Here is a 26,407-nt window from a genome sequence, read left to right on the forward strand (position 1 = left end):
ACGGCGGCTGCCGTGCAATCTGTTACGCAAAACGTACAGTTTATCCGTTTTGGCTTGAACGACCGGTTCCATTCGCAGATGCTGAAGGTATTCGTCTCATCGAGGAGACGAAGCAGTCAGAAGAAGGACATGATGGACCAATCGAAGAAGAGGGCCCTGACCGTACGTATCGTGAAAACGGTGATCGCCGTGGTGTTGGCCGCGGTGATCGTGGTCGCGATGGTGCTGGTCAACCCGCAGCTGAGCACCAATAAAATCATCTCCAACCTCATGGGGTACAACCATCAAAGCGTCGACAACGGCGGCGGGGACGCCGGCGGTGCCGACACGAACTACTACACGGCCGACTACACCAAGGAGAACATCCGTAAGGCCGAAGACAAACTGTACGACCAGATCGCCTCCGAAGGCACCGTGCTGCTCAAGAACGACGACAACGAACTGCCGGCCCAAAAGGGCACCACGTTCAGCTTCTTCAGCGCCAACAGCGTGGATGGCAGCTCATTGACCCAAGGCTATCTAGGCACCCCGGAGACCGTGACCCTCAAAAGCGCGTTCACCGCGGCCGGCTTCAAGGTCAACGAGACCCTGTGGAACTACTACGAATCCGGCGCAAGCAAGGATTACGGCCTGGCCACCGGCTCCGTGAACTACGGCGACGGCGAGGACTTCCGCATCAACGAGGCCCCGCTTTCCGCGCTGCGGAAGGAATCGGGCCTGCTGGATTCGGTGAAGGGCACCACGCCGGTCTACGTACTCAACCGTGTGGTCGGCGAAGGCCGTGACATGCCACGTTCCATGTACAACCATGCCGATAAGCAGGAAGACAAGGAGAAGAGCTATATCGAACTCGACTCCACCGAAACCGAACTCATCAAATACCTCAACGACAGCTACAAGGACGTGGTTCTGCTCGTCAAGTCCAGCGCGGCCATGGAACTTGACTGGCTTAAGGAATATCCGAACATCAAGGCCGTCGTCTATTCGCAGAACGTCACCAACGCACTCGCCAAGGTGTTCTCCGGCGAGGTGAACCCCTCCGGCAAGACGGTCGATACGTTCGCCGCCGACGCGCTCGCGTCCCCGGCCGCACAGAACTTCGGCAGCTACCAGTATTACGACGAGAGCGGCAATGCCACCAAGTACAACTACGTGGACTATGCCGAAGGCATCTACGTCGGCTACAAATATTACGAAACCCGTTACGAAGACAAGGTGCTCGGCCAAGGCAGTGCCGGCGATTACGATTACACCAAGGAAGTCGTGTACCCATTCGGCTACGGTCTGAGCTACACCGATTTCGAGTGGTCCGATTTCTCCGTGACCGCGGACGGCGACGATTTCGTCGCGACCGTGACCGTGAGGAACACGGGCGATACGGCCGGCAAGGACGTCGTGGAACTGTACGCGCAGACGCCGTATACCGACTACGACAGGCGGAACGCCGTGGAAAAGGCCGCCGTGAACCTGGTCGGCTACGGCAAGACCGCCGAACTCGAACCGGGCGCCTCCGAAACCGTGAAGATCACCTTCGGCAGGGATCAGCTCAAATCGTACGATTACAAGGGCGCAAGGACCTACATTCTCGATGCCGGCCAATATCGTTTCACCGCGGCGACCGACGCCAATCAGGCCATCAACAACATTCTTGCCGACAAGGGCAAAGGCGTAGCCGACGGCATGACCGCCGAAGGCGACAAGGCGATGGTATCCAGCTGGACTCCGGAAAACACCGACGTGGACACCACCACGTTCGCAACCGATGCCGCCACCGGCAAGGCGATCGCCAATCTGTTCGATGCCGCCTCCGATCCGGAAGTGACCTATCTGACCCGCTCCGACTGGACCGGCACCTTCCCGAAGCATTACGGCGAATCCTCCAGCGAAATCAACACCTGGGGCAATGAAATCAACTGCAAGGACTCCGACGGCAACAACGCATCCTGCACATGGATGAAAACCGCTTCGGACGAGCTCATCAAGCAGCTTGACGGCAACGATTCCGGCTCCACCGTGGATAGGTCCACCATCACCGACACCCCCACATTCGGCAGAAACAACGGTTTGAAGGTCTCCGACATGCGCGGATTGGATTACGACGACGAGCAGTGGAACAAGATCCTCGACCAGCTCACCGAGGACGACTACAACCAGCTCGTATACTTCTCCGGCTATGGCGTGGACTACATCAAATCCGTGGAGAAGCCGTTCCAAACCGATGCCGACGCGGCGACCGGCTGGTTCTACGGCGGTACCGGCAAGGCATTCCCAAGCATCATGATGCTCACGCAGACCTGGAACGCCTCGCTGGCCGAGGACCTCGGCGTGATGATGGGCAATGAGGCGCTGCTCGGCGGCGCGAACGGCTGGTATGCGCCGGCCATGAACATCCACCGCACCCCGTTCTCCGGCCGTAACGGCGAATACTATTCCGAAGACGGTTTCATGTCCGGCTCCATGGCCTCGCTGGAAGTCAAAGGCGCCGCCACCAAGGGTGTGTACAGCTATATCAAGCATTTCGCGCTCAACGATCAGGAGAACCACCGCGGCGACCGCCCCGGCAACTTCTCCGTGGCGACCTGGTCCAACGAGCAGGCCATCCGTGAAACCTATCTGAAACCGTTCGACATGTGCATGCATCTGGGCGACATGGACATGAAAGCGGTGACGAAGAAGTCCGACGGAACCTACGAGAACACAACCGTCAAGACGCCGATCGCCAAAGGCGTGATGACCTCCTTCAACCGTCTCGGCGCCACATGGACCGGCGGCAATTATGCGCTGATCCAGCAGTTGCTGCGCGACGAATGGGGCTTCAACGGCCTGATCATCACCGACAACGCCAACACCGGCAAGTTCATGAGCCCATATCAGATGCTGGAGGCGGGAGCGGACATCAAGCTGCTGAACGTCAGCGAGGACCCGACCGGCGAACAGCTCGATTTCAATGACGCGGCGACCTACCACTACGCAAGACAGGCCATGCACCGCCTGCTGTATACGGTCGCGAACTCGAACTGCATGAACGGCGCGCTGCCGGGTGCGGGCTTCAGGTTCTATAATCAGATGAAAATCCTGCAGCTCGCGTTCAACGTGACATGCGGCGTGATTCTGGCGCTGCTCGCCTTCTTCTCCGTGTGGCGCTGGCTGCCGGGCACGATCAGGCGCGTGACGGCTCGTAAGGAAGCACGTGCGGCCAAAAAGGCCGCCCGAAAGGCGGCGAAGGGCTGACGTCAGGTCGGCCTTAAGCCTCCTCCTTGATAAAAGCAACGGTGGACGACCCTGCCCCTATGGTCGCCCACCGTTGTTCATCTCCCATGTCTGCCGCACGGGGCAGGGGGTGAAGGGCGGCTCGCGGCCATATTCGGATGCGGTATTGTATTCCGGAAAGGAACGACGGGCGAACAAGGGAGTGTGCGTTGATGTTCACGGTGGCGGTCGTTGAGGACGAGCCGGAGGCCGCGCGGAGGCTCGGGGCATGTCTTGGCGAGTTCTCGCGCAGGAACCCGGGCGTGCGGTTCGATGTGACGGTGTTTTCGGATCCGACGCGTCTGCTTGAAGGGTATCGTCCGATGTGGGACATCGTGTTCATGGACATCGAGATGCCGAACATGGACGGCATGAGCGCGGCCCGCCGTCTGCGTGCGCTTGATGGACGGGTGCTGCTGGTGTTCGTGACGAACATGGCGCAGTTCGCGGCCAAGGGGTATGAGGTGGATGCGTTGGATTACATCATCAAGCCGTTCTCCTACAACGACTTCGAACGCAAGATCCGCCGTGCCGTGGCCATCCGCGGCGAGGAATCGGCATCCGTCATGATCGTGCAGCGGGCCGGAACGCAACGTGTGCTCCTGCGTGATATCGAATACATCGAAGTCAGGGAGCACAACCTGCTCTACCATACCGAACGCGGCATCCTGACCGGCACCGGCACCTTGCAGGATGTGGAGGGCAGGCTCGGCGACCGCGGCTTCCTGCGCTGCAGCAAGGCATTCGTGGTCAACAGCCGCCATGTCGCCGCCGTCAAGGGCAACGAGCTGACGCTTTCCAGCGGCGAGAGCGTGACCATCGGCCGCACATACAGGAAGTCCTTCATGATGGCGCTCGCCGCAAGCATGGGCGACGGCAATGTGATGTAGCGCCGCGATATGGCACGGACCGACGGAACGGATGGACGATGGCGCAGACGATTGACGCGATATTGGCTTTCTTCACCGACAACGGCATGGTCGTGGAACTGCTGGTCTCCACATTGCTGTTCACCTGGTGGCTGGAACGCCGTGGCATGTTCTGGTGGCGTGCGCTGGCCGGTGCCGCCGTGATGCTCGTCGAATCGACGCTGTGGCATGGCTGCGTGCCGGAGAACTTCTGGACCGTCACCGCGCAGAACATCATCGTATTCGCATTGCTGATCGCATGGATCGGCGGATGCTGGAAGGTCAGCATCCGCCAGGCGCTGTTCTACTTCGTCATGTCCGGCGCCATGCAGCACCTCGTCTACCGTGGCGCACGCCTGCTGTCGGTGGGCCTGCACCATTTCTGGCCGGATGGCGCATGGATCGACACCTATGCGTACTCGTTCGTGCAGGTTCCGCTCTACTGCCTTGCCTATGCCGTATTCGCCCGGCCTATGGCAAAAAAGGACATTTCGATGGTGGGCGGCCGATCGGTGTTCGCCATGATGGTCGGCATGATGCTGTGCGTCAGCGTATTCACCAACATGTTCAACTTCCTCGCCTCGCCCACGTCCGGCGCGGCGGCGTTCACCGTGTTCGGCCTGTTCGATTTCGTCACCTGCGTGTTCATGCTCGAACTCGCCATCGAACTCGTCTCCAAACAGCGTGCCCATGCGGAAGGGGAGGTGCTGCGGCAACTGCTGCGCCAACAGAAGCAGCAGATGGAAAGCACGAAGGAAACCATCGATCTGATCAATGTGAAGACGCATGATCTGAAAAAACAGATCGTGCAGCTCGGTCCCGCCATCTCACAGGAGCAGGCGGGCGAATTGCAGCAGCTTGTCGAGATCTACGATTCCTCCGTGCGCACCGGCAATGAGACGTTGGATGTGCTGCTGGCGAGCAAGTCGCTGCTCTGCGAACAGCGTGGCATATCGTTCGACCGCATGGTCGACGGCAAACTGCTCGACTTCATGAAGCCCGCCGACATCTACTCGCTGGTCGGCAATGCGCTCGACAATGCGATGGAGGCGGTATCGGCATTGCCGGACGATGCGGAGAAATACATTGCCGTGCGGATATGCGAGAGCAAGGGGATGGCGATGATTCGCGTCGAGAACCCGTTTGCCGGGGAACTCGCGTTTTCCGACGGTCTGCCGGTCACCACCAAAGGCGACGTGCAATATCACGGCTTCGGCACACGCTCGATCCGCATGATCGCCCGGCAATACCATGGATACATGTCGATTTCCGCACGCGACGGCATCTTCAGGCTGACGGTGATACTGCCGCTGCGATAACGGCCGTATGCGGGCCATGCACAGCCGACGATGCCGTTCGCCGCATTTCGATGACCGTTCACGAAGCGACGCTTATGCATTGCCGAATCTCCGACCACACTGGAAGCGTGGAGTCTTCACCGCCGAGGATTCCTGCGGAGATGTTTGAGATTCAAGGAGCATGAGATGCATAAGCGTACAGGCCTGTGGCGCGGTATCACCGCCGTGGGCGCACTGCTTCTCGCCGTCGCCATCATGGCGGGAACGATCATGGAGACGTACCGTACGTCCCTTGACGCGTTCGTCGGCACCAGAAGCCAGAGAACCGTGACGGACCAGTCCGCCGACAGCGGCGATAGCTGGACGTACAAATCCGAATACAAAACCGCTAAGGAGGCATACGAAGGCTTCAGGAAGACGGCCATGGACGAGGCGCAGGAGACCTATGCGCTGCTGAAGAACAGCGACAACGCCCTGCCGATCTCCAAAAGCGCGAAAATCACCATGTTCGGTGTGCGCAGCTACGCCCCGGTGTACGGCAGCTCCGGCGGCTCCGTGACCGACGGCAATTCCACCGTCGAAATCACCAAGGCGTTCGAGGAGGAAGGCTTCCAGATCAATCCTTCCATGCTCAAGGCCTATCAGAACTATTTCAAAGACAAGAAGTGGACCACCCCGCAGTTCGGAGGCGGCATCCTTCCCGAATATGAGGACATCACCAAATACAACGATCCATGCGAGCTGAGCCTTGACGAACTGGCCAGGCTCAACCCCGAATACCGGTCGCAATACGGCGAATACCAGGACGCCGCAATCGTGGTCGTCGGCCGTCCCGGCGGCGAGAACGGCGACGGCTACTATCCGGGCAAGGATGGCCTGGCCGACGGCGTGAACACCGTGACCGGCAACATCCTCTCCCTGAGTGATGAGGAGATGGCCCTGGTCAACGAGGCCAAGGCCAATTTCAGCAAGGTGATCGTACTCGTCAATTCCACCAATCCGATGGAAATAGCCAACCTGCAGGACGATCCGGACATCGACGCCATTCTGTGGATAGGCTATCCGGGTGCCTACGGCTTCCATGGCGTGGCCGATGTGCTCAACGGCACCGTTTCCCCCTCGGCCCATCTGGGCGACGTGATGGCCAGGAACAGCGCCGTCGCACCGGCCATGAGCAATTACGGCAATGTGGCTTGGAAGAACGCCTCCGACTTCTCCGAAGATGCGGCCGTCAACTCCTATCTGATCGAGGCCGAAGGCATCTACACCGGTTACCGTTACTACGAAACCCGTTACGCCGACATCGTCATGGGCAATGGCGGGGATACGGCTTCGGCCGGAACCTACGCCGCTTCCGACGGCATGGTCGCGACCGCGGATGGCACGTGGGATTACGCCAACGAAGTGGTGTATCCGTTCGGCTACGGCCTGAGCTACACCACGTTCGAGCAGAAGCTCGACGGCGTTGAGATCAAGGGCGACAAGAAAACCGCCGTCGTCACGGTCACCGTGAAGAACACCGGTTCCGTGGAAGGCAAGTCCGTGGTCCAGCTGTACGCTTCCGCGCCATACACCGACTACGACAGGAAGAACGGTGTGGAGAAGTCCGCGATTCAGCTCATGGACTTCGAGAAGACCGACTCCCTCAAGCCGGGCGACTCGCAGACCATCACCATGACGGTGGACCTGTCGAATCTAGCCAGCTATGACTCGAACAAGGCCAAGACCTATATCGTCGACCCCGGCGACTACTACTTCTCCATCGGCGACGACGTGCATGACGCGCTGAACAACGTACTTGCCGCACAGGGGCACTCCGTCTCCGACGGCATGACCGCCGCCGGAGACGAGGCCAAGACCTACAAGTGGTCTTGGAGCGGCGACGTCGACGCCGACACCTTCGCCACCTCCGGTACCGGAACGAAGATCACCAACCAGCTCTCCGACGGCCGGTACGCCACCGACTACAACGCCTTTGACGAAGGCACGGTCACGTACCTGACCCGCTCCGACTGGAACGGCACCTTCCCGAAGACCTACTCCGGCATCAGCGCCAACAGGGAGGTCTCCAAGCTGCTGAACAACGATTTCATCGATCTGAAGTCGGACGGTGACACCTCCGACGTCAAGGTCGGCGACACCTCCAGCGATCTGACCCTCAACGACATGAAGGGCGCCTCCTATGATGACGAGCGTTGGGACGAGCTGACCGGCAAGGTCTCCGTCAAGGAGTTCATGCATTTTGCGGAGACCGCGTTCCATGCCATCGGCGCAATCGACTCCGTCGGCCTGCAGGAAATGACCACGGACGACGGTCCCGGCGGATCCGACTCCCATTACCTCAACGAAGGCCAGTATCAGGGCAAGGCTTATGCGGATGCCGACGATTACGCCGACAAGAGCTCCCGGGTGGCTCCCTCGCCCACCAACCTAGCCTACAGCTGGAACAAGGAGCTCGCCTACCGCAACGGCGAAGTGATCCTTGGCGAGAGCAGCCTTGTATTCAACCTGCCGATCATGATCGCGCCGGCCATGAACCTGCATCGTCATGCCTACAACTCCCGCGGCGTCGAATACTATTCGGAAGATCCGATCCTTTCCGGGTACATCGGCTCCGCAGTGGTGCAGGGCGCGCAGTCCAAGGGCGTGCTGGTGAACGTGAAGCATCTTGCGTTCAACGATCAGGAAATCAACCGTTCCGGCGTGGCCACGTTCATGAACGAGCAAAAGGCCCGCGAAATGGAGCTGCGCAACTTCCAGCAGGCCTTCGAGGCCAACGGCAAGCCGGCCTCCTTCGAATCCGACGATTCCAAGAAGAACACCTACACCCAGGGCGCGCTCGGCGTAATGACCTCCTATAACCGTATCGGCGCGGTCGCCTCCAGCGCCAACGCCGCGGTCATGGTCAACATCCTGCGCGACGAGTGGGGCTTCACCGGCTATAACGTCACCGACTTCACCTCGGTCTCGCCGCACGCGGCACCGAAGGAATCCGTGCTGGCAGGCACTTCCGCCTTCTGCGGCTTCGGCAACCAGGGCGTGAAATATTGGGATGCCGACACGCTGGGCAAGGACCGCGACATGCTTCTGGCCATCAAACGGAACATGCATTACTCGCTGTGGGCCATCGCCAACTCCAACGCGATGAACGGCGTGAACTCCGGCACCCATACCGAGAACGTCATGACGTGGTGGCGGGCGGTCTACCTCGGCGTGATCGCAGCATCCGGCGCGGTCGCCTTGGCTGGCCTGGCCGGCTATACGACGACCCGTGTCCGTTCCGCCCGCAGTGCGGCCAATGGCCCGGCGGCGGCCTCGAAGTGAAAGGAAGGATCATGGCAACGACAATCAAAACCCATGTTTCCGAGCTTGCGGCCGTAGCCGCAACGCTCATCGGACTGGTGGTCTACCTCGTCAATTCGACGACCGGCTACATGGCCGGGCAGGGAATGAGCGTGCCGGTCATCGTGTCGAGCGTGGCGGCGATCGTGACGCTTGCCGCCCGTACGTTCGTCGGCGATCGTCTGCCGGCGGTGCTGGACGATGCGCTGCTGGTCGGATCCGAAGTGCTGTTGCTGGTGGGCTTCACGCAGTTCGTGCTTGAACGCGTGCGCCTCGCCGCCGACATCTACTTCATCCCGGTCAACTATCCGGCCTCGGAGCAGATCTCGCTCAACGTCGCGCTGATCGGCGTGGTGTGCTACTTCGCGGCCATCATACTGCTCGTCGTCAAGGCGTTCACCGCCAAGGACGCGCAACATACGGCAATCATGCCGGAACCGGCGGTCGGATAACGGCCGCATGCCGTTCACATGAACGGCACCGCCATCCGGCGGCGAGGCGTCGATTGCGATGTGCGCCTCGCCGCCGGCGGCCATATCATACGATGTAATTTCAGGGGAGTTTCAGGGATCAATGCAAGCAACGGATTTCAACACAGGCTGGGCTTATCGCCATCTTGACACGGATGAGGAATGGACCGCCGTCACGATTCCACACGATGCGATGCTGGGCGAACCCCGCCACGCACTCGCGGCGAGTGGATTGAATTCAGGCTGGTTCGAAGGCCGCGACTACGAATACGTCAAGCGTTTCACGCCGGACCGGCGGATGGCGGGCAGACGGATGCTGCTTGAATTCGAAGGCGTCTACCACAACGCCGAAGTGTGGGTGAACGGTGAACGGGCGGCGTTCCGCCCGTACGGATACACCAATTTCCACGTTGATCTGACCGACCGTGTGACGCTCGGCGAAGAGAACGAGATTCGTGTGATCGCGCGCAATGCCGACCAGCCGAACTCCCGCTGGTATTCCGGTGCCGGCATCTACCGTCCCGTCACGCTATGGACGGCCCCTGCCGAGCATATCGCCGTCGACGGCCTCTACGTGCGTACCGTCGCGGCGGATCCGGCGAGCGACACCGCACGCATCTGCGTCGAAATCGAAACGACTGCGACGGGCAGCGTGAACATCGAAATCGCCGACATGACAGGCGGGATCGCAGCCAGCGCCACGCAACCATGCGAGGCCGGCGTAAACAGGTATGAGATCGGCATCGCCGACGCGAAACCGTGGTCCGTGGACCATCCGGAACTGTATGTGTGCACAGCGCGTTACACCGCGCAACACGGGGATTCCGACGAGGCGACGACCACGTTCGGCATCCGCACGCTCGAATGGGGAAGCGAGGGACTGCTCATCAACGGCGAGCGCGTGATCATCCAGGGTGCGTGCATCCACCATGACAACGGCGTGCTCGGCGCATGCGCATACGCCGATGCCGAGGAGCGTAAGATCCGCCTGATGAAGGCCAACGGCTACAATGCCATCCGTTCCGCGCACAATCCGTGTTCGAAGGCGCTGCTGGAGGCGTGCGACCGGCTTGGCGTGCTGGTGATGGATGAGTACATCGACCATTGGTACATCCACAAGACGCAGCATGATTACGTCGACCATTTCGGCGAATGGTGGCGTCGGGACCTCGCCGACATGGTGATGAAGGACCGCAACCATCCGAGCGTGGTCCTGTATTCCACCGGCAATGAGGTGTCGGAAACGGCACAGAAGCGCGGCATTGCGCTCACCCGTGCGATGACGGAGCATCTGCATGCGCTGGATGGCTCCCGCCCCGTCACCTGCGGCGTGAACATCTTCTTCAATTTTCTCTCGTCGATCGGTTTCGGCCAGTATTCCGACAAGAAGGCCGCGAAGGAGGCCGAAGCCGCCGAAAGACGCCGCGCCGCCGGGCAGTCCGCCGACAGGCATAAGGCCGTCGGCAGCGAGTTCTTCAACAACATGGCCGGCGTACTGGGCGCCGATTTCATGAAAACGGGGGCCGCGCTGCCATTCTGCGATTGGGTGACGCGCGACGCGTTCGCCGCGATGGACGTGGCCGGCTACAACTATGGCATCAAACGATATGTCCACGATCTGAAGAAGTATCCGAAGCGGCTGATTCTCGGATCCGAAACCTTCTGCAACGATGCGTATCGCTTCCGCGAACTCGCCAAACGGGAGCCGCGGCTGATCGGCGACTTCGTATGGGCCGGCATGGACTACATCGGTGAAACCGGCGTGGGCGCCTGGGAGTATGAGGACTACGCGACCCTGAACATCGAATACGGCTGGCTGACTGCCGGTTCGGGACGGGTGGACCTGACCGGCCGCGCATGGGGAGAGGCATGCTACACGCGCGTGGCGTTGGAGGAGTCCCCCGGCCCGTTCCTGGCCGTCTGCCCGGTGAACCATACGGGAGACAAGCATTCGCCAAGCGCATGGAAGATGAGCAACGCCATCGACTCATGGAGCTGGAACGGCTGCGAAGGACGCAAAGCGAACGTTGAGGTCTATGCGCGCGCCGCCTCCGTGGCGCTGGTGCTCAACGGCCGCGAGGTCGGCCGCAGGGCAATGCACGACGATTGCATCGCCCGCTTTTCGTGCATATACGAGCCGGGAACGCTGGAAGCCGTGGCATACGACGAGACCGGCCGCGAAATCGGCCGCAACCGGTTGGTCAGTGCTTGCGATGAGACGCGACTGACCGCATCCGTGGAATACCTGGGCCGCGAACTCGCGTATGTGCGCGTGCGGTACACCGATGGCGGCGGCGTGACCAAACCGCTCGAACGCGGCACGTTGCGTGCGGCGCTGACCGATCCCGACGGCAAGGGCGGTGAGACCGCCGACGGGGCGAAGCTGATCGGCTTCGGCTGCGCCGCGCCCTGCAACAAGGGAAGCTTCGTCACCGGCGAAACCGACACCTACTATGGCGAGGCGCTCGCCGTGGTGAGGATGCCGCGATCGCGTGAAGGCGTCGCCGTGCTGCAGGTCAGCGACGGCAGGTTGTCGACGCAGGTGGGCATCGTCCGCGACCGTCACTGACGTGGCAGCGGGATTACGACGTTCAGCATGAAATCCTGACCGTCCGTGTGCACGTTCACGGTGCCGCCGTACTGTTCGGCGATCATGCGGATGGACCGCATGCCGAAGCCGTGGTATCGCCGGTCGGCCTTCGTGGTCTGCGGCAGCCCGTCATGGAAGCGCAGCTCGCCCATGAACGGGTTGCTCACGTGCACGACCAGCATGCCGTGACCGGTTCTCACCTTCATGCGGATGAACCGCTGGGAAGGCTCGTCGATGTTCAGGACCGCCTCGATGGCATTGTCGATGGCGTTGCCGAAAAGCGCGTAGATGTCGGTGGGCTTCATGAAGGACAGCTGCGATCCGTCGATCATCCGATCGAACCGGATGCCTTTCTGCTCGCAGAGCGGCGATTTGTTGGCGAGCAGTATGTCAAGCGTCTCGTTGCCGGTTCTCACGGAGGAGTCGTAGATGTCCACGAGCCGTTTGAGATCGTCGATCTCCTCCTGCGGGATCCGCCCTCCCAGCATGGTCAGCTGCTTTTTGAGATCGTGCGTCTTCACATTGATCAGGTTGATGGTCTCCTTGTCGCTGGACAGCTGCGACTTCTGCTGGTGGAGCAGTTGCTGCAGGATCTCGCCGTTGCGCTCCGCCGTTTCCCGGTCGACGATTTCGCGCAACATGAGCAGCAGGAATACGCATACGACGATGCGCATCATCATGAACAGGGCGTATGCGGCGTCGGGAAAGGTCACGTCCGCCATATACCAGTCGAACAGGCATGAGAAGACGTTGACGCAGAGCAGGATTCCCACGGTGAGGAACAGGAAACGCGATCCCGCCACGTAGGGCGTGCGTTCCTTCAGAGGCCTTGCGAACAGCAGGTAGGCCAGCAGTCCGACCGGCACCAACGCCGCGGGATATGCGATATCGAGCACGTCGGGATGGAACGACCCGTCCCATTTGGCGAACTGCATGGCGATCATGCGTGCCGTGCAATACACGGTGTGCTGCAATGCGATGCCCGCCACCGCGTAGAACAGTGACTGCCCCCAATCGAGGTTCAGGCAAAGGTGAAGCCCCCATAGGCAGAGCAGGTAGAACGCCAGACAGCGCAGGATGAGCGACCAGACGATGTACGGAACAAGCATTTGCCAGGCCAGGGAGAACGCGATGATGACGCCCATGAAGCAGGCAAGGCGTACGGCGAAACCATCCCGTCGTTTGACCCACCACGTGAACATCGCCATGGCCGCGGTCAATTCGAGGGAGAAGCCCGCGGCGTTGAAGAACCAGACGATGTCAGAATACACAATCGTCTCCCAGACTGTATGCCAGACCCTGCATGAAGGATTTGCGGAACGCCCTGCCTATGGGCAGTTCCGTGCCGTCCGACAGGATGGCCGATTGCCCGCGGATTCCCGACAGATGCCGGGGATTGACGAGATACGGTTTGCCGCAGCGAAGAAAGCCGTGCCGGCCCAGCGCGCTTTCCACGTCCTGCAGGCTTCCCGTGCCGCGGACGCTGCCGCGCTCGGTATGGAATTCAAGATTGTGGCCGCGTACCTCGATATAGCTGATCTCCCGCAACAGCAGACGTTGGGAATTGCCCCGCTGCTGGATGATGATGGATTCCGCCTCCGCCGAGCACAGTTTGACCGCGCGCGCGACCTTGCGCTCGAAATCGGCATAGAGGAATGGCTTGATGATGTAGTCGAGCGCGTCCACCTCATACCCTTTCGAGGCGAACTGCGCCATGTTCGTCACGAAAATCAGGACGACCTGTTCGTCAAGGGCGCGAAGTCTGCGTGCGGCGGCCATGCCGTCCATGTTCGGCATCTCGATGTCCATGAACACGATGTCCCACTGTGGCTTGTATCCCTCAAGAAAAGCCGTCGGTTCGGCGAACGACGTCACGTCGAAGCGCGCTTCCGGATGGTCTGCGGTGAAGCGGGCCAAACAGGACCGCAGCCTATCCGCGGCTGGTTGTTCGTCTTCGAGTATTGCGACTGTGAACAATTCCTGCTCCCTCATGATTCGGCTTCTTCGCGTACAACAACCATACACAGTTCGCCCGGCGGGGAGCGAAGGGAAACTCGGTGTCGGAATGCATTTCGTGAGCCCTGAAACGCATTTTATGAAAGCGGGTTTGTTCGGGTTCCGTCCGCAGGGCAGACTCGATACCAGAAGGTTCTCAACAACGAGAACGAGAGAGACACGCGGACTTGGAGACAACGGGGCTCCGAACGGACGCGTCCTGAAAGGAAGGGCTTTCATGATCACGATCATCGGGCTGGGCGTCGAGCATTCGGAGCGCGGCTGCGTCACCGATAACCCGCATCCTCGTTTCTCGTATGCGGTGCGTTCCGACAGATCCGACGTCGTGGTGGACGGTGCGCGGCTAGCCGTCGGTGACTGGACCTGCGAAGCGGGCGATCAGACCGCCGTCGCGTATGACGGAAAGCCGTTGGAGCCATTCACCGAATATCATGTGACGCTTGACGTGAGTACGGCCGACGGGGAGCACGCGCATGCCGAGACGACGTTCGAGACGGGCCGTTTGGGTCAGGGCTGGCAAGGTCGTTGGATTTCCGATGCCGGCTACGATTTCGTCGAGAAGAAGGTTTCGCCGGTCCCGATGATGTTCCGCAAGCCGTTCACCTGCGATCCGACGAAAAGCGTACGCAAGGCGCGTCTGTATGCCACCGCGATGGGAGTGTACGACTTCGCCTGCGACGGCAAGAGGATCGGCGATAGGTATTTCGCTCCCGGTTTCACGTCATACAAGACCAATCTGCAATACCAGACCTATGATGTGACCGACATGGTGGGCGCCGGTGCCGTCCACACGTTGCTGGCCACCGTTGCCGGCGGCTGGGCCGTGGGATCCTTCGTGTTCACCCGCAAGAACCGTGTGAGCGCCGACCGTCAGGCGTTGCTCGCCGAACTGCGCATCGAATACACGGACGGCAGCGTCGAGGTGATTGGCACGGATGCCAGCTGGGAGGTCAGCGAATCCGGCCCGGTGCGTATGGCCGACCTGTACGATGGCGAGACGTACGACGCCATGATGGATCCCGGCGCCGACGGTTCGCGCTGCAAGGATTGGCGGCATGCCTCACTGGAGAATCCCCGTTCCCGGCCGAGGCATATCGAGGCGGACTACGGTGCCGGGGTCGTGGCCCACGAGACCCTCTCCCCGGTGAGCGTGGCCCGCCGTGCCGGAGGCGAACTCGTCTATGATTTCGGCCAGAACCTCGCCGGCGTGGTCCGGATGCGCATCGCCAACGGACGGGCCGGGCAGACCGTGGTGGTCCGCCATGCGGAGATACTCAATCCCGACGGGAGCCTGAATACCGCGTTCCTGCGCACGGCGAAGGCGACGGCCACCTACCGATGCGCCGATGCCGATGGTTTCCCGGAAGGCGTGCAGGAGTACGGTCCGCGGTTCACCTACATGGGATTCCGCTATGTGAGCGTGCGGGGAGTGGCCGAGGACGATCTGCGGATCGAAGCGGTCGTGCTGCATTCCGATCTGCGCCCCATCGGGGATTTCGCATGCTCGGACGAACGCCTCAACCAACTGCAGCACAATATCGTGTGGGGAGCCAAGTCGAATCTCATGGACATTCCGACGGACTGCCCCCAAAGGGACGAGCGCATGGGCTGGACCGGCGACATCGCGGTCTTCGCCCCGACGGCCTGCCTGAATTTCGACATGAGCCGTTTCTTGGAAAAGTGGCTCAGGGACGTCAAGGCCGAACAGCTCAAGACCGGCGGCATTCCCAACACCGTTCCGGTGCAGGGGTACGGTTTCCCCGCCACCATGCCGGAAATGGCCATCGACTGGTGGGGCGACGCCTGTGTGCTCGTGCCCTGGGCGGTGTACCGTTCCAGCGGCGACGCCACCGTGCTGCATGACATGTACGACACGATGAAGCGTTACGTGAAGGCCTGCCGGTTCTGGGCCGGACTCATCGGATTCGGCAAGAGCCGCTACATCTGGAACACCCCTTCGATGCTGCATTTCGGAGACTGGGTCGCACCCGACGTGCCGAAGATGAGCCAATGGCAGAAGCGTGCGAAGTGGACGGCCACGGCAAGCCTGAACAACACCAGCCGCACCTTGGCCCGCGTGGCCGAGGTCCTGGGGTACGACGAGGATGCGCGGGCCTACGACGAACTTGCCGACAAGGTGGCCGACGCCTACTGCAGCGTGCTCACCGACGGCAATGGCAGACTCGACAACGAGTTCCAGACGGGCTACGTGCTGCCGCTGTACCTGAACATGTTCCCGGAAACCGTTCGCGGCAATGCCGTGGATCATCTGGTGAAGCTTATCGAAGACAATGACTATTGCATCGGCACGGGCTTTCCCGGAACCCCATACATTCTCTTCGCGCTCGCGGATAACGGGCGTGAGGATGTGGCATACCGCATGCTGCTCAACACCGCATGCCCGAGCTGGCTGTACGAGGTCGGCATGGGCGCCACCACCATCTGGGAACGTTGGGACGGCCTCGACGAGAACGGTGAGTGCCCCATCGGCGACGACGGCACCGATCTGATGATCTCCTACAACCACTACGCTTCGGGCGCGGTGGGGGCGTTCCTGTACCAGCGGGTGGCCGGCATCGAAGCCATCGGGGCCGCATACCGGAGCTTCCGGGTCAGGCCCGTGCTTGGCGGGGGGCTGACGTGGGCGAAGGCGCATGTCGATACCCCATATGGCCGTGTCGGATCGGCCTGGTCCCTTGACGGTGGCCGCTTCTCGATCACCGTGGAGGTGCCCGTCGGCACGACATGCGAACTGGCGCTGCCGGACGGTACGACCATGCAACTGTCCAACGGCGTGCATACGGCCACCTGTGAGATGTGACGGCGCAGCCACAATCGTGAAAAATCGCAAACCATAAGGGAGGAAGGCGAAGATGACCACTTCGACCGCATCGAACGCCAGCGGGTTCTTCAACAATCCGCTGGTGCGCACACGCATCACCTCGGCCAACGTGAAGCCGCCGGAGATGCTTCTTGGATATTTTGTCGGACCGTTCTGCGCATTCATCTCCAATGCGATCTTCGGCTCATACCTCAATCGCTACTATTCCGATGTGCTGGGATGGACGAACACCGCCAGATTCGGCATGTTCTCCACCATCCTGCCGATGGCGTCGGTGATTCTTGTGGTCCTGGGCAACCTTGTCATCGGGCGTTTCATAGACAACACCCGCACCTCGCAGGGCAAGGCCCGTCCGTACATGCTGATGTCCGTGCCGTTCGTGGTGGTGGCCATCGCGCTGCTGTTCATGACCCCGACCGGAGTCGGGTCCGGTCTGCAGATGCTGTGGATCGCGATCTCATACAACCTGTACTACGCCATCGCGTACCCGTTGTTCTATACCGCGCACAGTTCCATGGTCGGCCTGTCCACCCGAAACAGCAATCAGCGCGGTCTGCTCGCCACCCTTTCGAACGCTTCCGGCGTGGCCGCGATCGGCATCGGAGCCAGCATTCTCGTGCCGATTCTGCTGCAGAGCTACCTGTTCGTCAACAATGACGGCACCATCGACACCGCGGCGAGCTACGCGCACTGGCGCGTGGTGATGATCGTGCTGTGCGTGCTGACGGCCGCGGGCATTCTGTGCGAATACTACTTCACCCGCGAACGCATCACCGAAGAGAACATCAAGCTCAACATCGTCGAGGAAAAGCTGCCCATGGCGCAGCAGGTCAAGGCATGCATGGGCAACGGATACTGGTGGATCATCATCCTGTACTTCCTGCTGTTCCAGCTTTCCGGCATGATCAAGAACGGCTCCATGAGCTATTACACGCGTTGGATGTTCGACGGCATCTCCACCGAGGCCTCAGCGGGTGCGGCCATGTCGACGCTCGGCCTGATCGGCGGCATCCCCACCGCCGTCGGTATGCTGCTGGCCTGGCCGATCGCCAACAGATTCGGCAAGCGCAATGCCGTCATGGTCGGCATGGTCTTCGCGGTCCTCGGCGGCGCGGTGAGCCTTATCGACGTGCACAGCCTTGTCATGGTGTGCATCGGCGTGGTGCTCAAGGGCATTGGTTCGATTCCGGCGATGTACGTCACGCTGGCGCTGCTTTCCGACGTGCTTGACCATCTCGAGGCGAAGAACGGCTTCCGTTCCGACGGCTTCACCATGTCGGTGTACGGCGCGATCATGGTCGGCATGACCGGTCTGGGCAACGGCCTGATCAACGCCCTGCTCACCTCCGCCGGTTACGATCCTTCGGCCACGGCGCAAAACGGCGCCGTCCAGACGGTGCTGGTGCTGTGCTACATCGGTGCGGAACTGATCTGCTATGCCGTCATCGCCGTGCTCATGGTCTTCCTCAATGTGGAGAAGCACGTCAAAGACGATCAGGCGACCATTCTCGAACATCAGAAGGCCGCCGTGCTGGCGGCCGGAGGCGAATGGATCGAACCGGCGGAACGTCTGCGCCGGGAACAGGAGCAGGCCGACCTTGTCGCCGAACAGGCCCGCAAGGATGAACTGAAGGCCCGTTGCGTCAAGAAAGGCCTTGATTACGAGGCGGAGGAAGCGAAATACCAGTCCAGGCTTGCGCAAAAGGCGCGCAGGGCCGAGGCGAGGAAGGTCCGCAGAAGCGGCGGCCGACCGCAGTGAATTGTGCGTTTGCCGGTCCCACCGCTGCCACGGCGGGACCGGAAGACCCTAACAACCAGGAGGAATCCAATGAAAAGAAATCCGAGTTCTCGGGTATGGCGAGGTGTGACGACCACATTCGCCGCGCTGTTGGCACTGTCGCTGACGGCAACGAGCGCCGTGCAGGGTTTCCGCACCGACATCAACAAGTTCCTAGGTACCACCAGCACCAGGTTCGTGTCGGATGAAGGCGTGGACGCCGGCGAGACGTACACCTACAAGTCCGATTATTCCAACACCACGGAACTGGTGCAGTCGATCCGCGATTTGGGCGAGCGGGTCAGCGAGGAGGGCTCCGTGCTGTTGAAGAACGACGGCGCCCTTCCACTGGGCGGGGATGAGACCAAGAGGGTCAGCCTGCTCGGCTTCTCCAGCTACTACCCGGTGCAGGGAGGCGACATGGGTTCCGTCGTCAGCCAGAACGAGGGAACCGACGCCGATACCGTGGATATGGTCACCGCGTTCAAGGAGAAGGGCTTCTCCATCAACGAGACCCTGCAGAGCCTGTATGAGTCGATGAAGGACGATTTCTCCACGGAAATCAACAACTTCGGCCAAAAGACCACGGTCAACCGCATCACCGCCCCGATGATCGGCGAGAAGTTCTCCGGAAAAGAGCCGTCCCAGGATCAGATGAACAAGGCGAGCTCGGATTGGAAGAGCAGCCTGAACGACAACAACGTGATGATCGTGACCATCGCCCGCGCATCCGGCGAGAACCGCGCCTATATGCCGGGCCAGGACGGGGTCGACGGCCAGGACGGGCAAAGCGATCCGCTGGGCCTTACCGATAACGAGCGCGCTCTGATCGATGCCGCGGTGCAGGCCAAGAAGTCCAACGGAGGCAAGGTGATCGTGCTGATCAACAGCGCCAACACCATGCAGATCCAGGAAGTCGCCGACAATGCCGGCGTCGACGCCATCATGCAGATCGGCCTGCCTGGAGCATACGGTTTCTACGGTGTGGCGGACCTGCTTTCCGGAGACGCCAATCCGTCCGGCCATCTGTCCGACACCTGGGTGTCGAACAACGCCAGCTCTCCGGCCGTCAACAACTACGGCGACTATGAGTGGACCAATGCGGACACCGCGCATACGATAAACTCTGAGATCGTTCAGGCGGAAGGCATCTACACCGGCTACAAGTATTACGAGACCCGATACTTCGATGAGCGGCTCGGCCAGGGCAACGCCTCCTCCACCGTGGGAAGCACCGATGGCGGCTCGTGGAACTACGGCAATGAGGTGACCTATCCGTTCGGCTACGGTCTGAGCTACACCACGTTCAGCCAGAAACTCGATTCGGTGGATGTCGACCTGGCCGCCAAGACCGTCACGGCGAAGGTGACGGTCACCAATACGGGCGACGTCTCGGGCAAGAGCGTCGTGCAGCTGTACGACAACGTGCCGTACACCGATTACGACAAGAGCCACGATGTGGAGAAGCCCGCGGTGCAGCTGCTTGACTATGCCAAGACCAAGGAACTCAAGCCCGGCGAATCGCAGACCCTGACCATCACCGCGGACGCGCAGTACATGGCGAGCTGGGACTCCACCGCCGAGAACTCCAAGGGCACCAAAGGCACCTACATTCTCGATGCCGGCGAGTATGTCTTCACCATCGCCGACAACGCGCATGATGCCGCGAACAACGTGCTTGCCAGGCAGGGCGCATCCACGGACGGCAATGCCGACAACACGGCCTCCTGGACCCTGGACGGGCTTGACTCCACCACATTCGCCGTCACCAAGAACGGCACCAAGGTGGAGAACCAGCTTCAGGACGCCGATTTGAACACGTGGATGCCGGACACCGTGACCTATCTGAGCCGTTCCGACTGGCAGGGGACCTGGCCGAAGACCTATAAGGATCTGACCGCCACCGACGAGATGCTCAAGGGCGGGCTCACCAACGACACCTATGAGATCACGTCCAACGGCGACACCTCCTCCGTTACGTGGGGAGCCGACGGCGATCTGAACCTCGCCACGCTGAAGGGCGTCGATATCGACGACTCGCGCTGGGACGACCTCATCAACCAGATGGATCTTTCGGAGGCCCTGATCCGCACCGCGTTCGGCGGCACGTCCACCAAGGCCATCGAATCGATCACCTCTCCCGAAGTCATCCAGAACGATGGCCCCAACGGATTCGCCTCCTACACGCTCGGCCAGTACGCCAACACCGACAAGTCCTCCGGCGACCCGTATGCCGTTGATGCCGACGACAAGAACCTGAGCTACTCGATGGGTGTGATGGCCAGCGAGACCGTGCTCGGGCAGACCTTCAGCAAGGATCTTGCCGAAGAGTGGGGCAAGGCCATCGGAAACTATTCGATTTGGGCGAACACCACGATTCTGTGGGGCGTGGGCACCAACCTGCACCGCACCGCGTACAACGCCCGTAACCACGAATACTATTCCGAGGACCCGGTCCTCACCGGTTTCCAGGCGGCCGCCTCGATTTCGGGCGCCAAGGCGTACGGCTGCATTCTGGCTCCGAAGCACTACGCCTTCAACGATACGGAAATCAACCGGACCGGCGTGGCCACATTCATGACCGAGCAGAAGGCCCGTGAGGGAGAGCTCCGCGCCCACCAGAGCCCGGTCGAGGACGCCGGAACCCTGGGCATGATGAGCGGCTACAACCGCATCGGCGTGACCAGCACCAACGCGTCCACCGGTCTCATGCTCGGCATCCTGCGCAACGAATGGGGCTTCAAGGGCATCCTGTCCGAAGACTTCATCATGGACAACGAATACCAGAACCTGCGTGCGGCGGCCTATAACGGCGTCACCATGCTCACCTCCACCGGAGACGACAGCATGGATGCGGTGGCCAAGCTGTGGCCCTACTGGACCGTCGACAACGTTCGGCAGGACACCAAGCTGATGAAGGCCCTGCATCAGAACATGAAGTGGCAGAACTACGCGTACGCCAATTCCAATGCCGTGGACGGCCTGAACTCCACCACACGCATCGAACATGTGCGCACGTGGTATGACAACGCGCTGACCGGGGTCAGCGTGGTGACAGGATTGCTGACCCTCCTGGGCGCCGTCATGTACGTGGTATCGCGTCGCGGGCGTTCCGAACGTCAGTGAGATCGAAGCTAGCTAAGGAGAACCGCAATGAGCTTCATGAAAAGACAAGCGTTTGGCTTCTACGTCACAATACTGGCCGCCGTCGCGGCGATCGTCGGGCTGGTCTTCTACTTCATCAACAGCCATACCGCGACTTTCGGCAATATCGCGCTGAACCGGCTCACCATCGCCGGCTCGGTCGTGGCGATCGCGCTGATGGTCGTACGTGTGGCGTTGGAACAGCCCAAGTTGACCAATCCGGTGTCGTCGACCGTTGCCGACATCTGCTGCGTGATCACGTCAGTGCTGCTGATGTGCTCCACCGCGGTGTTCATCTGCGATCGGGTGAACACGGTGGCCAGTGTGATCAGTTTTGCGCAGAACGCGCAGTCGACGGCTGATCTGCAAAGCGTCATCGTTGGCGTGGCCGCCATGGCCACCGCAACGGTGCTGAGCATCATCGCCTCGTATTTCGGCATGTGCCGGAAGCGGAAGGCCTGATCGGGCGGGCGCGGGGATGCCCCTTCCCGCTCCCGCGAAATGCCGTCGGCCATGCCTGACCTCCTTAGGCATGGCGACGTTTGCTGTGAGAGGAGAGGTGTGATGGCTGATATGCGTACACGACGGGCATTGGGGAATCTGGGACTGTGCGGCGGTCTGGGATCGTTCCTCGGCTCATCCGCGATCGTTGGATTGTCCACCACCATCACGATGTGGCAGGTGGGCTTCGGCCTGTCCAACACGCAAGTTGGTGCGTTGAGCGCGGTGCTGAACTTTGCGATTGCAATCGGCTCCGTCGCCACCGGTGCGATGTGCGGCAGGTTCGGCATGACGAGGGTGTTCAATCGGATCGGCGCGGCCACGGCCTGCGGATTCTTGCTGTGCGCGTTCGCCTTCGATTTTTGGATGCTGCTCGTTGGCGTGCTGTTGGCGGGATTCGGTACCGGTGTGGATCTGCCGGTGTCGTTGTCGGTGATGTCGCGTGACGCTCAGGATCGCGAATCAGGGTCGAAATTGGTGACGGTCACGCAGCTTGGCTGGCAGCTGGGCATGCTTGGGTCGGCGCTGATCGCGTTCGCGGTCTCCGGCTTCGAGGGCGCTTTCGGCGGTCGTGTGCTGTTCCTCATACTTGCGCTGGTTGCGTTTGGCCTGCTGCTGTGGCGCATGAATTCCAAGGAATTCGCCTGCCTGCATGCCGTTTCGGAATCGTTGGGAGATGCCGAAGGCGCGGATGCCGGACAGGCCCGAGACGATCGTGCCGACGGCGGGCTGCCGGGCATCATGCAGGACAGGTTCCTGAGGCATCCGTTCGCCGTATTGCTGGTGTTCTACGTATTCTGGAACCTCGTGGCCAACACCTGGGGGCAGTTCCAGACGTTCATGCTGGTCAATGCGAATGCCTCGCAGAGTCTGGCCACCGGTCTGGGAATCGTGCTTTATGTGGTGATGTTCCTGGCTAATCTGCTGGTATCCGCAACGATCAACACGAAATGGCGCAGTCCGTTGTTCGTGATCGGAGGGGCGGTCGCCATCGCGGCCATGATGTTGATGGCCGCCGGCGGTGGCTCGCTGTGGGTTATCGTCGTGGCGACGGCCATCATGTATGTGGGTCTTCCGCTGGCTGGCGAGGCCATGTGCAAGGTGTGGGTGCAGGAGACCTTTCCGGAGCGGTCCCGTGCCTCGGCGCAGGGTTGCATTCTGGGATTCTCGCGATTCCTGTGCGGCCTGTTCGCCTTCGTGGCGCCCGCATTGATGGTGCCCGGGGTCATTGGCGTGACCCTGTGGTGCTTTGTTGGCGTGACCGTTGTGTTCGTCGCTGCGGGATGTCTGTTCCTCCGGCTTCGCTCCAAAGGGGAGTCTTGCGCGGTGCGCCCGCTGCGTGACGGCATGGCTGCATGGCGGCGCGGCCGCATGGACGGTCTGGAGGGCTGACATATCGTGAGGGCCGGTACGCGATGTTCGCCGCGTACCGACCCCCGTCAATCATCGGGAATGGAATCGTGCAGATGCGATGGGACCGCGTGCGCCTAGGCCGCCAGATCCTCACGCGTCAGATCCTCGCGACGGGCCATGGCCTGCTCGAAGTCCTTGGTGCCCGTGAACACCTCCTGCAGCCACGGGTTCACATGCTGCTTCTTCGCGCGGTACATGATGTAGCCGAAGGCGAGCACGTTCGCCGCAAGCGCGATGACCGACACGGTCAGGTTCACGTTCGGGTTGTTCACCGACTGCACGGCGAACCTGGACTCATCCTGGAAGGCGGGGAACACCTGCGCGAACATGCACCAGATGGCCAGCGTATTGGCGCGGTTCTGAATCCAGCCGCCCTTGTTCCAGAAGAAGTTCGCCACGGTCGGGGCGAGCAGCAGCGCCAGGCCGCAGTACCATGCGTGGGTGGGCAGGCAGTTGTAGGTGTAGCAGAAGTTCCACAGGTCGTAGGCCACGATGAACACCCACGTCATGTCGGGCCAGAGCATGTCCTGCCTCTTCTTCGACACGTAGATGCCGAACCAGCCGGTCATGCAGGCGATGTTGATCAGACCCGCCACGCCGTTGAACACGTTGTGCCAGCCGCCCATGAGCGTCACGCCTTCGGTGGAGACCCAGGTGGTGCCCCATGCGCGAATCGCGGATTCGAAGTCGGAAACCACGGCGATCAGGATGTTGATGGCCACGATTACGAACGGGAAGCACTTGAACCATTCGGACTTGCCGATTGCGCCCCACTTGTACTTGAGGGCCATGAAGCCGATGCATCCCGCGGTCGCCGCATACAGTTTCGCATAATGGAACCAGCTGGTCATATGCACGTAGGTCGGGTTGGTCAGCGCCCATTCGGCACCGGCCGCCGCGGCCACGTAGATGGTGATGAAATAGACGGTCAGGATCGCGGGAACGACCAGGAATGCCACAATGCCGCCGGTTTTGGTGCGGCGGGCCAGTTCATTGGCTCCGATCAGGCAGCAGAAGACAAGGATCCAGCCGATCCACTGATATACGGCGGTGTCGCCATAGACTTGGAACAACATCGCTCTTCCTTTCACTCGGGTACATGCGTGAGCCCCGCTCACTCAATGTACGGGTCCAGGTGCAGCGTCTGCGCCGCAACCTGTCTGACTACGGTGTCATCGGTGTCGGGATGCAGCCTGATCAGTGAGATCAGGCCGACGATCAGCGTGTAGAAGGTCTCATGCTCATTGCGGATCGGCATGCCGTGCAGCCGTTCGAAATCACGGACGGTTGAGGCGCAGATGTATTCGGCGATGCGGTCGGCGGCGCGGTCGATGAACTTGATGTACAGTTCCGCGTTGCCGTCCGCGATCATGCGCTGGCTGAACGGTCCCTCATCGTTGATGAGGCCACGCGTCAGGCGCACCACGTCGTCGAGTGCTTTCGAGATGTTGCCTACTTCGCGGTTGCGATTCCACTCTTCCAAAATGGTGATGACCTCGTCGATGACGTCGTCCAGTACGGCGTCGGCGACTTGGTCCTTGTCTTGGAAATAGTGATAGAAGAGCGATCTGGTCATGCCGACGCGACCGGCGATGTCGCTGACGGTGATCTTCGAGAAGCCTTTCTCCAGGCAGATTTCGCGTGCCGCATGCACGATCTGCGCGCGGCGTGCGTCTCCTGTCGTTGCAACGGAAGCCGGATTCTGTCCGTTCATTGCGCTCTCCTCACGTTGAGTGGCGGTCTCGCCGATGCGACACGTTGACACTCTGTCAATTTTTTTGACGGGACCAAGTCTAATCCCGATGTTGACACAGTGTCAAACCGAGGTGGGTCGGTGCCGATCATATGGCGGTTATCGATAGACAACAGGTTACGCAACCGTCGGTTACCAAGGCCTTGCGGCATCCATCGGCGTGTCTTGCCCGCTTCTGAAACGGGCCGGCGAAACCGACCTCACCATCTTGAACTTGCGTGAGAAGACCTCGAGACTGGAAAAGCCGCAGGCGCGCGCCACCTGCGCCACCTCCATATCGGTCATGCCCAGCAGGTCGCAGGCCCTGGCGATGCGGATGTCGTCGAGGTAGTCCTTCAACGTCAGGCCGGTCGCCGCCTTGAAACGGCGGGACAGATGGCTGCGGTCGGTGTGCAGTGCCTCGGCCACGCGGCCTACGTTGATGGGCTCGGCATAATGCTCGGTGATGTATCGCGCGGCCGCGCCGGCAAGCGCATCGCCGGCACCAGTGCCATCGAATCGTGCGTGGGCCGCGGCGCCATCCGCCGCCGCGACGGCGAGCGCCAGACGATGCAGGAAGTCCAGGGCGATGGCGTTGAGCTTGATGCCGTCGGCGAAGCTGCCGGACGTGTAGGCGAAGCAGGATCGGATCAGCGCAAGGAACGCCGAGACGTCGCCTATGTGGAACGCGTTGCGGTCGTAGGGCAGGCCGATTCCCGCCAGGCACCGCTGCACGTCGGTGCCGCCCAGCCCCAGCCACAGGTAGGTCCAGGGATCGGTCGCGCACGCCTGATAGGTGACCGGCGAATCCGGTCGGATGATGAACCCGTCGTTGGCTTTCAGGCGGAACACCGCGCCTTGGCTGTGCAGTTCGCCGCCGCCGGACACCACCAGATGGATGATGGTGCGGTTGCGCATCGCCGGGCCCACGTCGTGGCCCGGCTCCGTCTGCGAGATGCCGCAGAACGCGAACGATACGCCGTTCGCCGGCGTGGGAGGTTCCGTACGGCCCGAGGCGAACGGGGAGACGGATGGCAGCGTGTAGACCCGTGCGTGCTCCATGTCGCCTCCCCGCGTCTCGATTCGCCGTCCGCCGGATTCCCGGCTGTTTGAAGACAGTATAGG

16 protein-coding genes are annotated in these 26,407 nt (G+C 61.1%); 11 read left to right on the forward strand and 5 right to left on the reverse strand.

Annotated elements, in window-relative coordinates:
- Positions 1 to 54 precede the first annotated feature (54 nt).
- The 6 genes from BMOU_RS07435 to BMOU_RS07460 all read left to right on the forward strand — a co-directional run bounded on the left by BMOU_RS07435 (position 55) and on the right by BMOU_RS07460 (position 11,836).
- On the forward strand, positions 55 to 3,231 hold the full coding sequence (locus BMOU_RS07435; protein WP_235143748.1) for a glycoside hydrolase family 3 N-terminal domain-containing protein: 3,177 nt from the start codon (positions 55 to 57) through the stop codon (positions 3,229 to 3,231).
- 191 nt (positions 3,232 to 3,422) lie between these two features.
- Positions 3,423 to 4,139 carry a LytR/AlgR family response regulator transcription factor gene (locus BMOU_RS07440; protein ID WP_034876327.1) on the forward strand — a complete coding sequence of 239 codons (717 nt, stop codon included), beginning with the start codon at positions 3,423 to 3,425 and terminating at the stop codon, positions 4,137 to 4,139.
- Positions 4,140 to 4,177: 38 nt separating this feature from the next.
- Positions 4,178 to 5,476: an ATP-binding protein gene (locus tag BMOU_RS07445; RefSeq protein ID WP_034876329.1), complete on the forward strand. Its 1,299-nt coding sequence runs from the start codon at positions 4,178 to 4,180 to the stop codon at positions 5,474 to 5,476.
- Positions 5,477 to 5,641: 165 nt separating this feature from the next.
- Positions 5,642 to 8,779, forward strand: a complete 3,138-nt coding sequence (locus BMOU_RS07450) for a glycoside hydrolase family 3 C-terminal domain-containing protein (protein WP_034876331.1) — start codon at positions 5,642 to 5,644, stop codon at positions 8,777 to 8,779.
- 11 nt (positions 8,780 to 8,790) lie between these two features.
- Positions 8,791 to 9,249: a hypothetical protein gene (locus tag BMOU_RS07455; RefSeq protein ID WP_034876334.1), complete on the forward strand. Its 459-nt coding sequence runs from the start codon at positions 8,791 to 8,793 to the stop codon at positions 9,247 to 9,249.
- A 121-nt stretch (positions 9,250 to 9,370) separates the two neighbouring features.
- A complete protein-coding gene (locus BMOU_RS07460) occupies positions 9,371 to 11,836 on the forward strand; it encodes a glycoside hydrolase family 2 TIM barrel-domain containing protein (protein WP_034876336.1) in 2,466 nt (821 codons plus the stop codon).
- On the opposite strand, the gene BMOU_RS07465 is transcribed toward BMOU_RS07460, so the two are convergent.
- Positions 11,830 to 13,128 (reverse strand): ATP-binding protein, encoded by a 1,299-nt coding sequence (locus BMOU_RS07465; protein WP_051428942.1) that lies wholly within the window; start codon positions 13,126 to 13,128, stop codon positions 11,830 to 11,832. The genes BMOU_RS07460 and BMOU_RS07465 overlap by 7 nt on opposite strands.
- On the reverse strand, positions 13,118 to 13,834 hold the full coding sequence (locus BMOU_RS07470; RefSeq protein ID WP_034877408.1) for a LytR/AlgR family response regulator transcription factor: 717 nt from the start codon (positions 13,832 to 13,834) through the stop codon (positions 13,118 to 13,120). Before BMOU_RS07470 ends, BMOU_RS07465 begins: the two co-directional genes overlap by 11 nt.
- Positions 13,835 to 14,090: 256 nt before the next feature.
- Between BMOU_RS07470 and BMOU_RS07475 the strand changes: the two genes are divergently transcribed.
- The 5 genes from BMOU_RS07475 to BMOU_RS07495 all read left to right on the forward strand — a co-directional run bounded on the left by BMOU_RS07475 (position 14,091) and on the right by BMOU_RS07495 (position 23,529).
- Positions 14,091 to 16,694, forward strand: coding sequence for a family 78 glycoside hydrolase catalytic domain (locus BMOU_RS07475; RefSeq protein WP_034876341.1), 2,604 nt, complete (start codon positions 14,091 to 14,093; stop codon positions 16,692 to 16,694).
- Between the two features lie 52 nt (positions 16,695 to 16,746).
- Entirely contained in the window at positions 16,747 to 18,474 is a 1,728-nt protein-coding gene (locus tag BMOU_RS07480; protein WP_034876343.1) for an MFS transporter, read from the forward strand.
- Between the two features lie 105 nt (positions 18,475 to 18,579).
- A complete protein-coding gene (locus tag BMOU_RS07485; protein ID WP_200864832.1) occupies positions 18,580 to 21,618 on the forward strand; it encodes a beta-glucosidase in 3,039 nt (1,012 codons plus the stop codon).
- A gap of 27 nt (positions 21,619 to 21,645) precedes the next feature.
- Complete coding sequence (locus BMOU_RS07490) at positions 21,646 to 22,098, forward strand: hypothetical protein (protein ID WP_034876348.1); 453 nt, start codon at positions 21,646 to 21,648, stop codon at positions 22,096 to 22,098.
- Between the two features lie 102 nt (positions 22,099 to 22,200).
- Complete coding sequence (locus BMOU_RS07495; RefSeq protein ID WP_051428943.1) at positions 22,201 to 23,529, forward strand: MFS transporter; 1,329 nt, start codon at positions 22,201 to 22,203, stop codon at positions 23,527 to 23,529.
- 95 nt (positions 23,530 to 23,624) lie between these two features.
- On the opposite strand, the gene BMOU_RS07500 is transcribed toward BMOU_RS07495, so the two are convergent.
- The 3 genes from BMOU_RS07500 to BMOU_RS07510 all read right to left on the reverse strand — a co-directional run bounded on the left by BMOU_RS07500 (position 23,625) and on the right by BMOU_RS07510 (position 26,344).
- Entirely contained in the window at positions 23,625 to 24,626 is a 1,002-nt protein-coding gene (locus BMOU_RS07500) for a DUF5692 family protein (protein WP_034876350.1), read from the reverse strand.
- 38 nt (positions 24,627 to 24,664) lie between these two features.
- Positions 24,665 to 25,264: a TetR/AcrR family transcriptional regulator gene (locus BMOU_RS07505; protein WP_034876352.1), complete on the reverse strand. Its 600-nt coding sequence runs from the start codon at positions 25,262 to 25,264 to the stop codon at positions 24,665 to 24,667.
- Between the two features lie 171 nt (positions 25,265 to 25,435).
- Positions 25,436 to 26,344 carry an AraC family transcriptional regulator gene (locus BMOU_RS07510; protein ID WP_051428944.1) on the reverse strand — a complete coding sequence of 303 codons (909 nt, stop codon included), beginning with the start codon at positions 26,342 to 26,344 and terminating at the stop codon, positions 25,436 to 25,438.
- Between the last annotated feature and the right edge of the window lie 63 nt (positions 26,345 to 26,407).

The sequence above is a fragment of the Bifidobacterium moukalabense DSM 27321 genome (assembly GCF_000522505.1).
GTDB classification, from domain to species: domain Bacteria; phylum Actinomycetota; class Actinomycetes; order Actinomycetales; family Bifidobacteriaceae; genus Bifidobacterium; species Bifidobacterium moukalabense.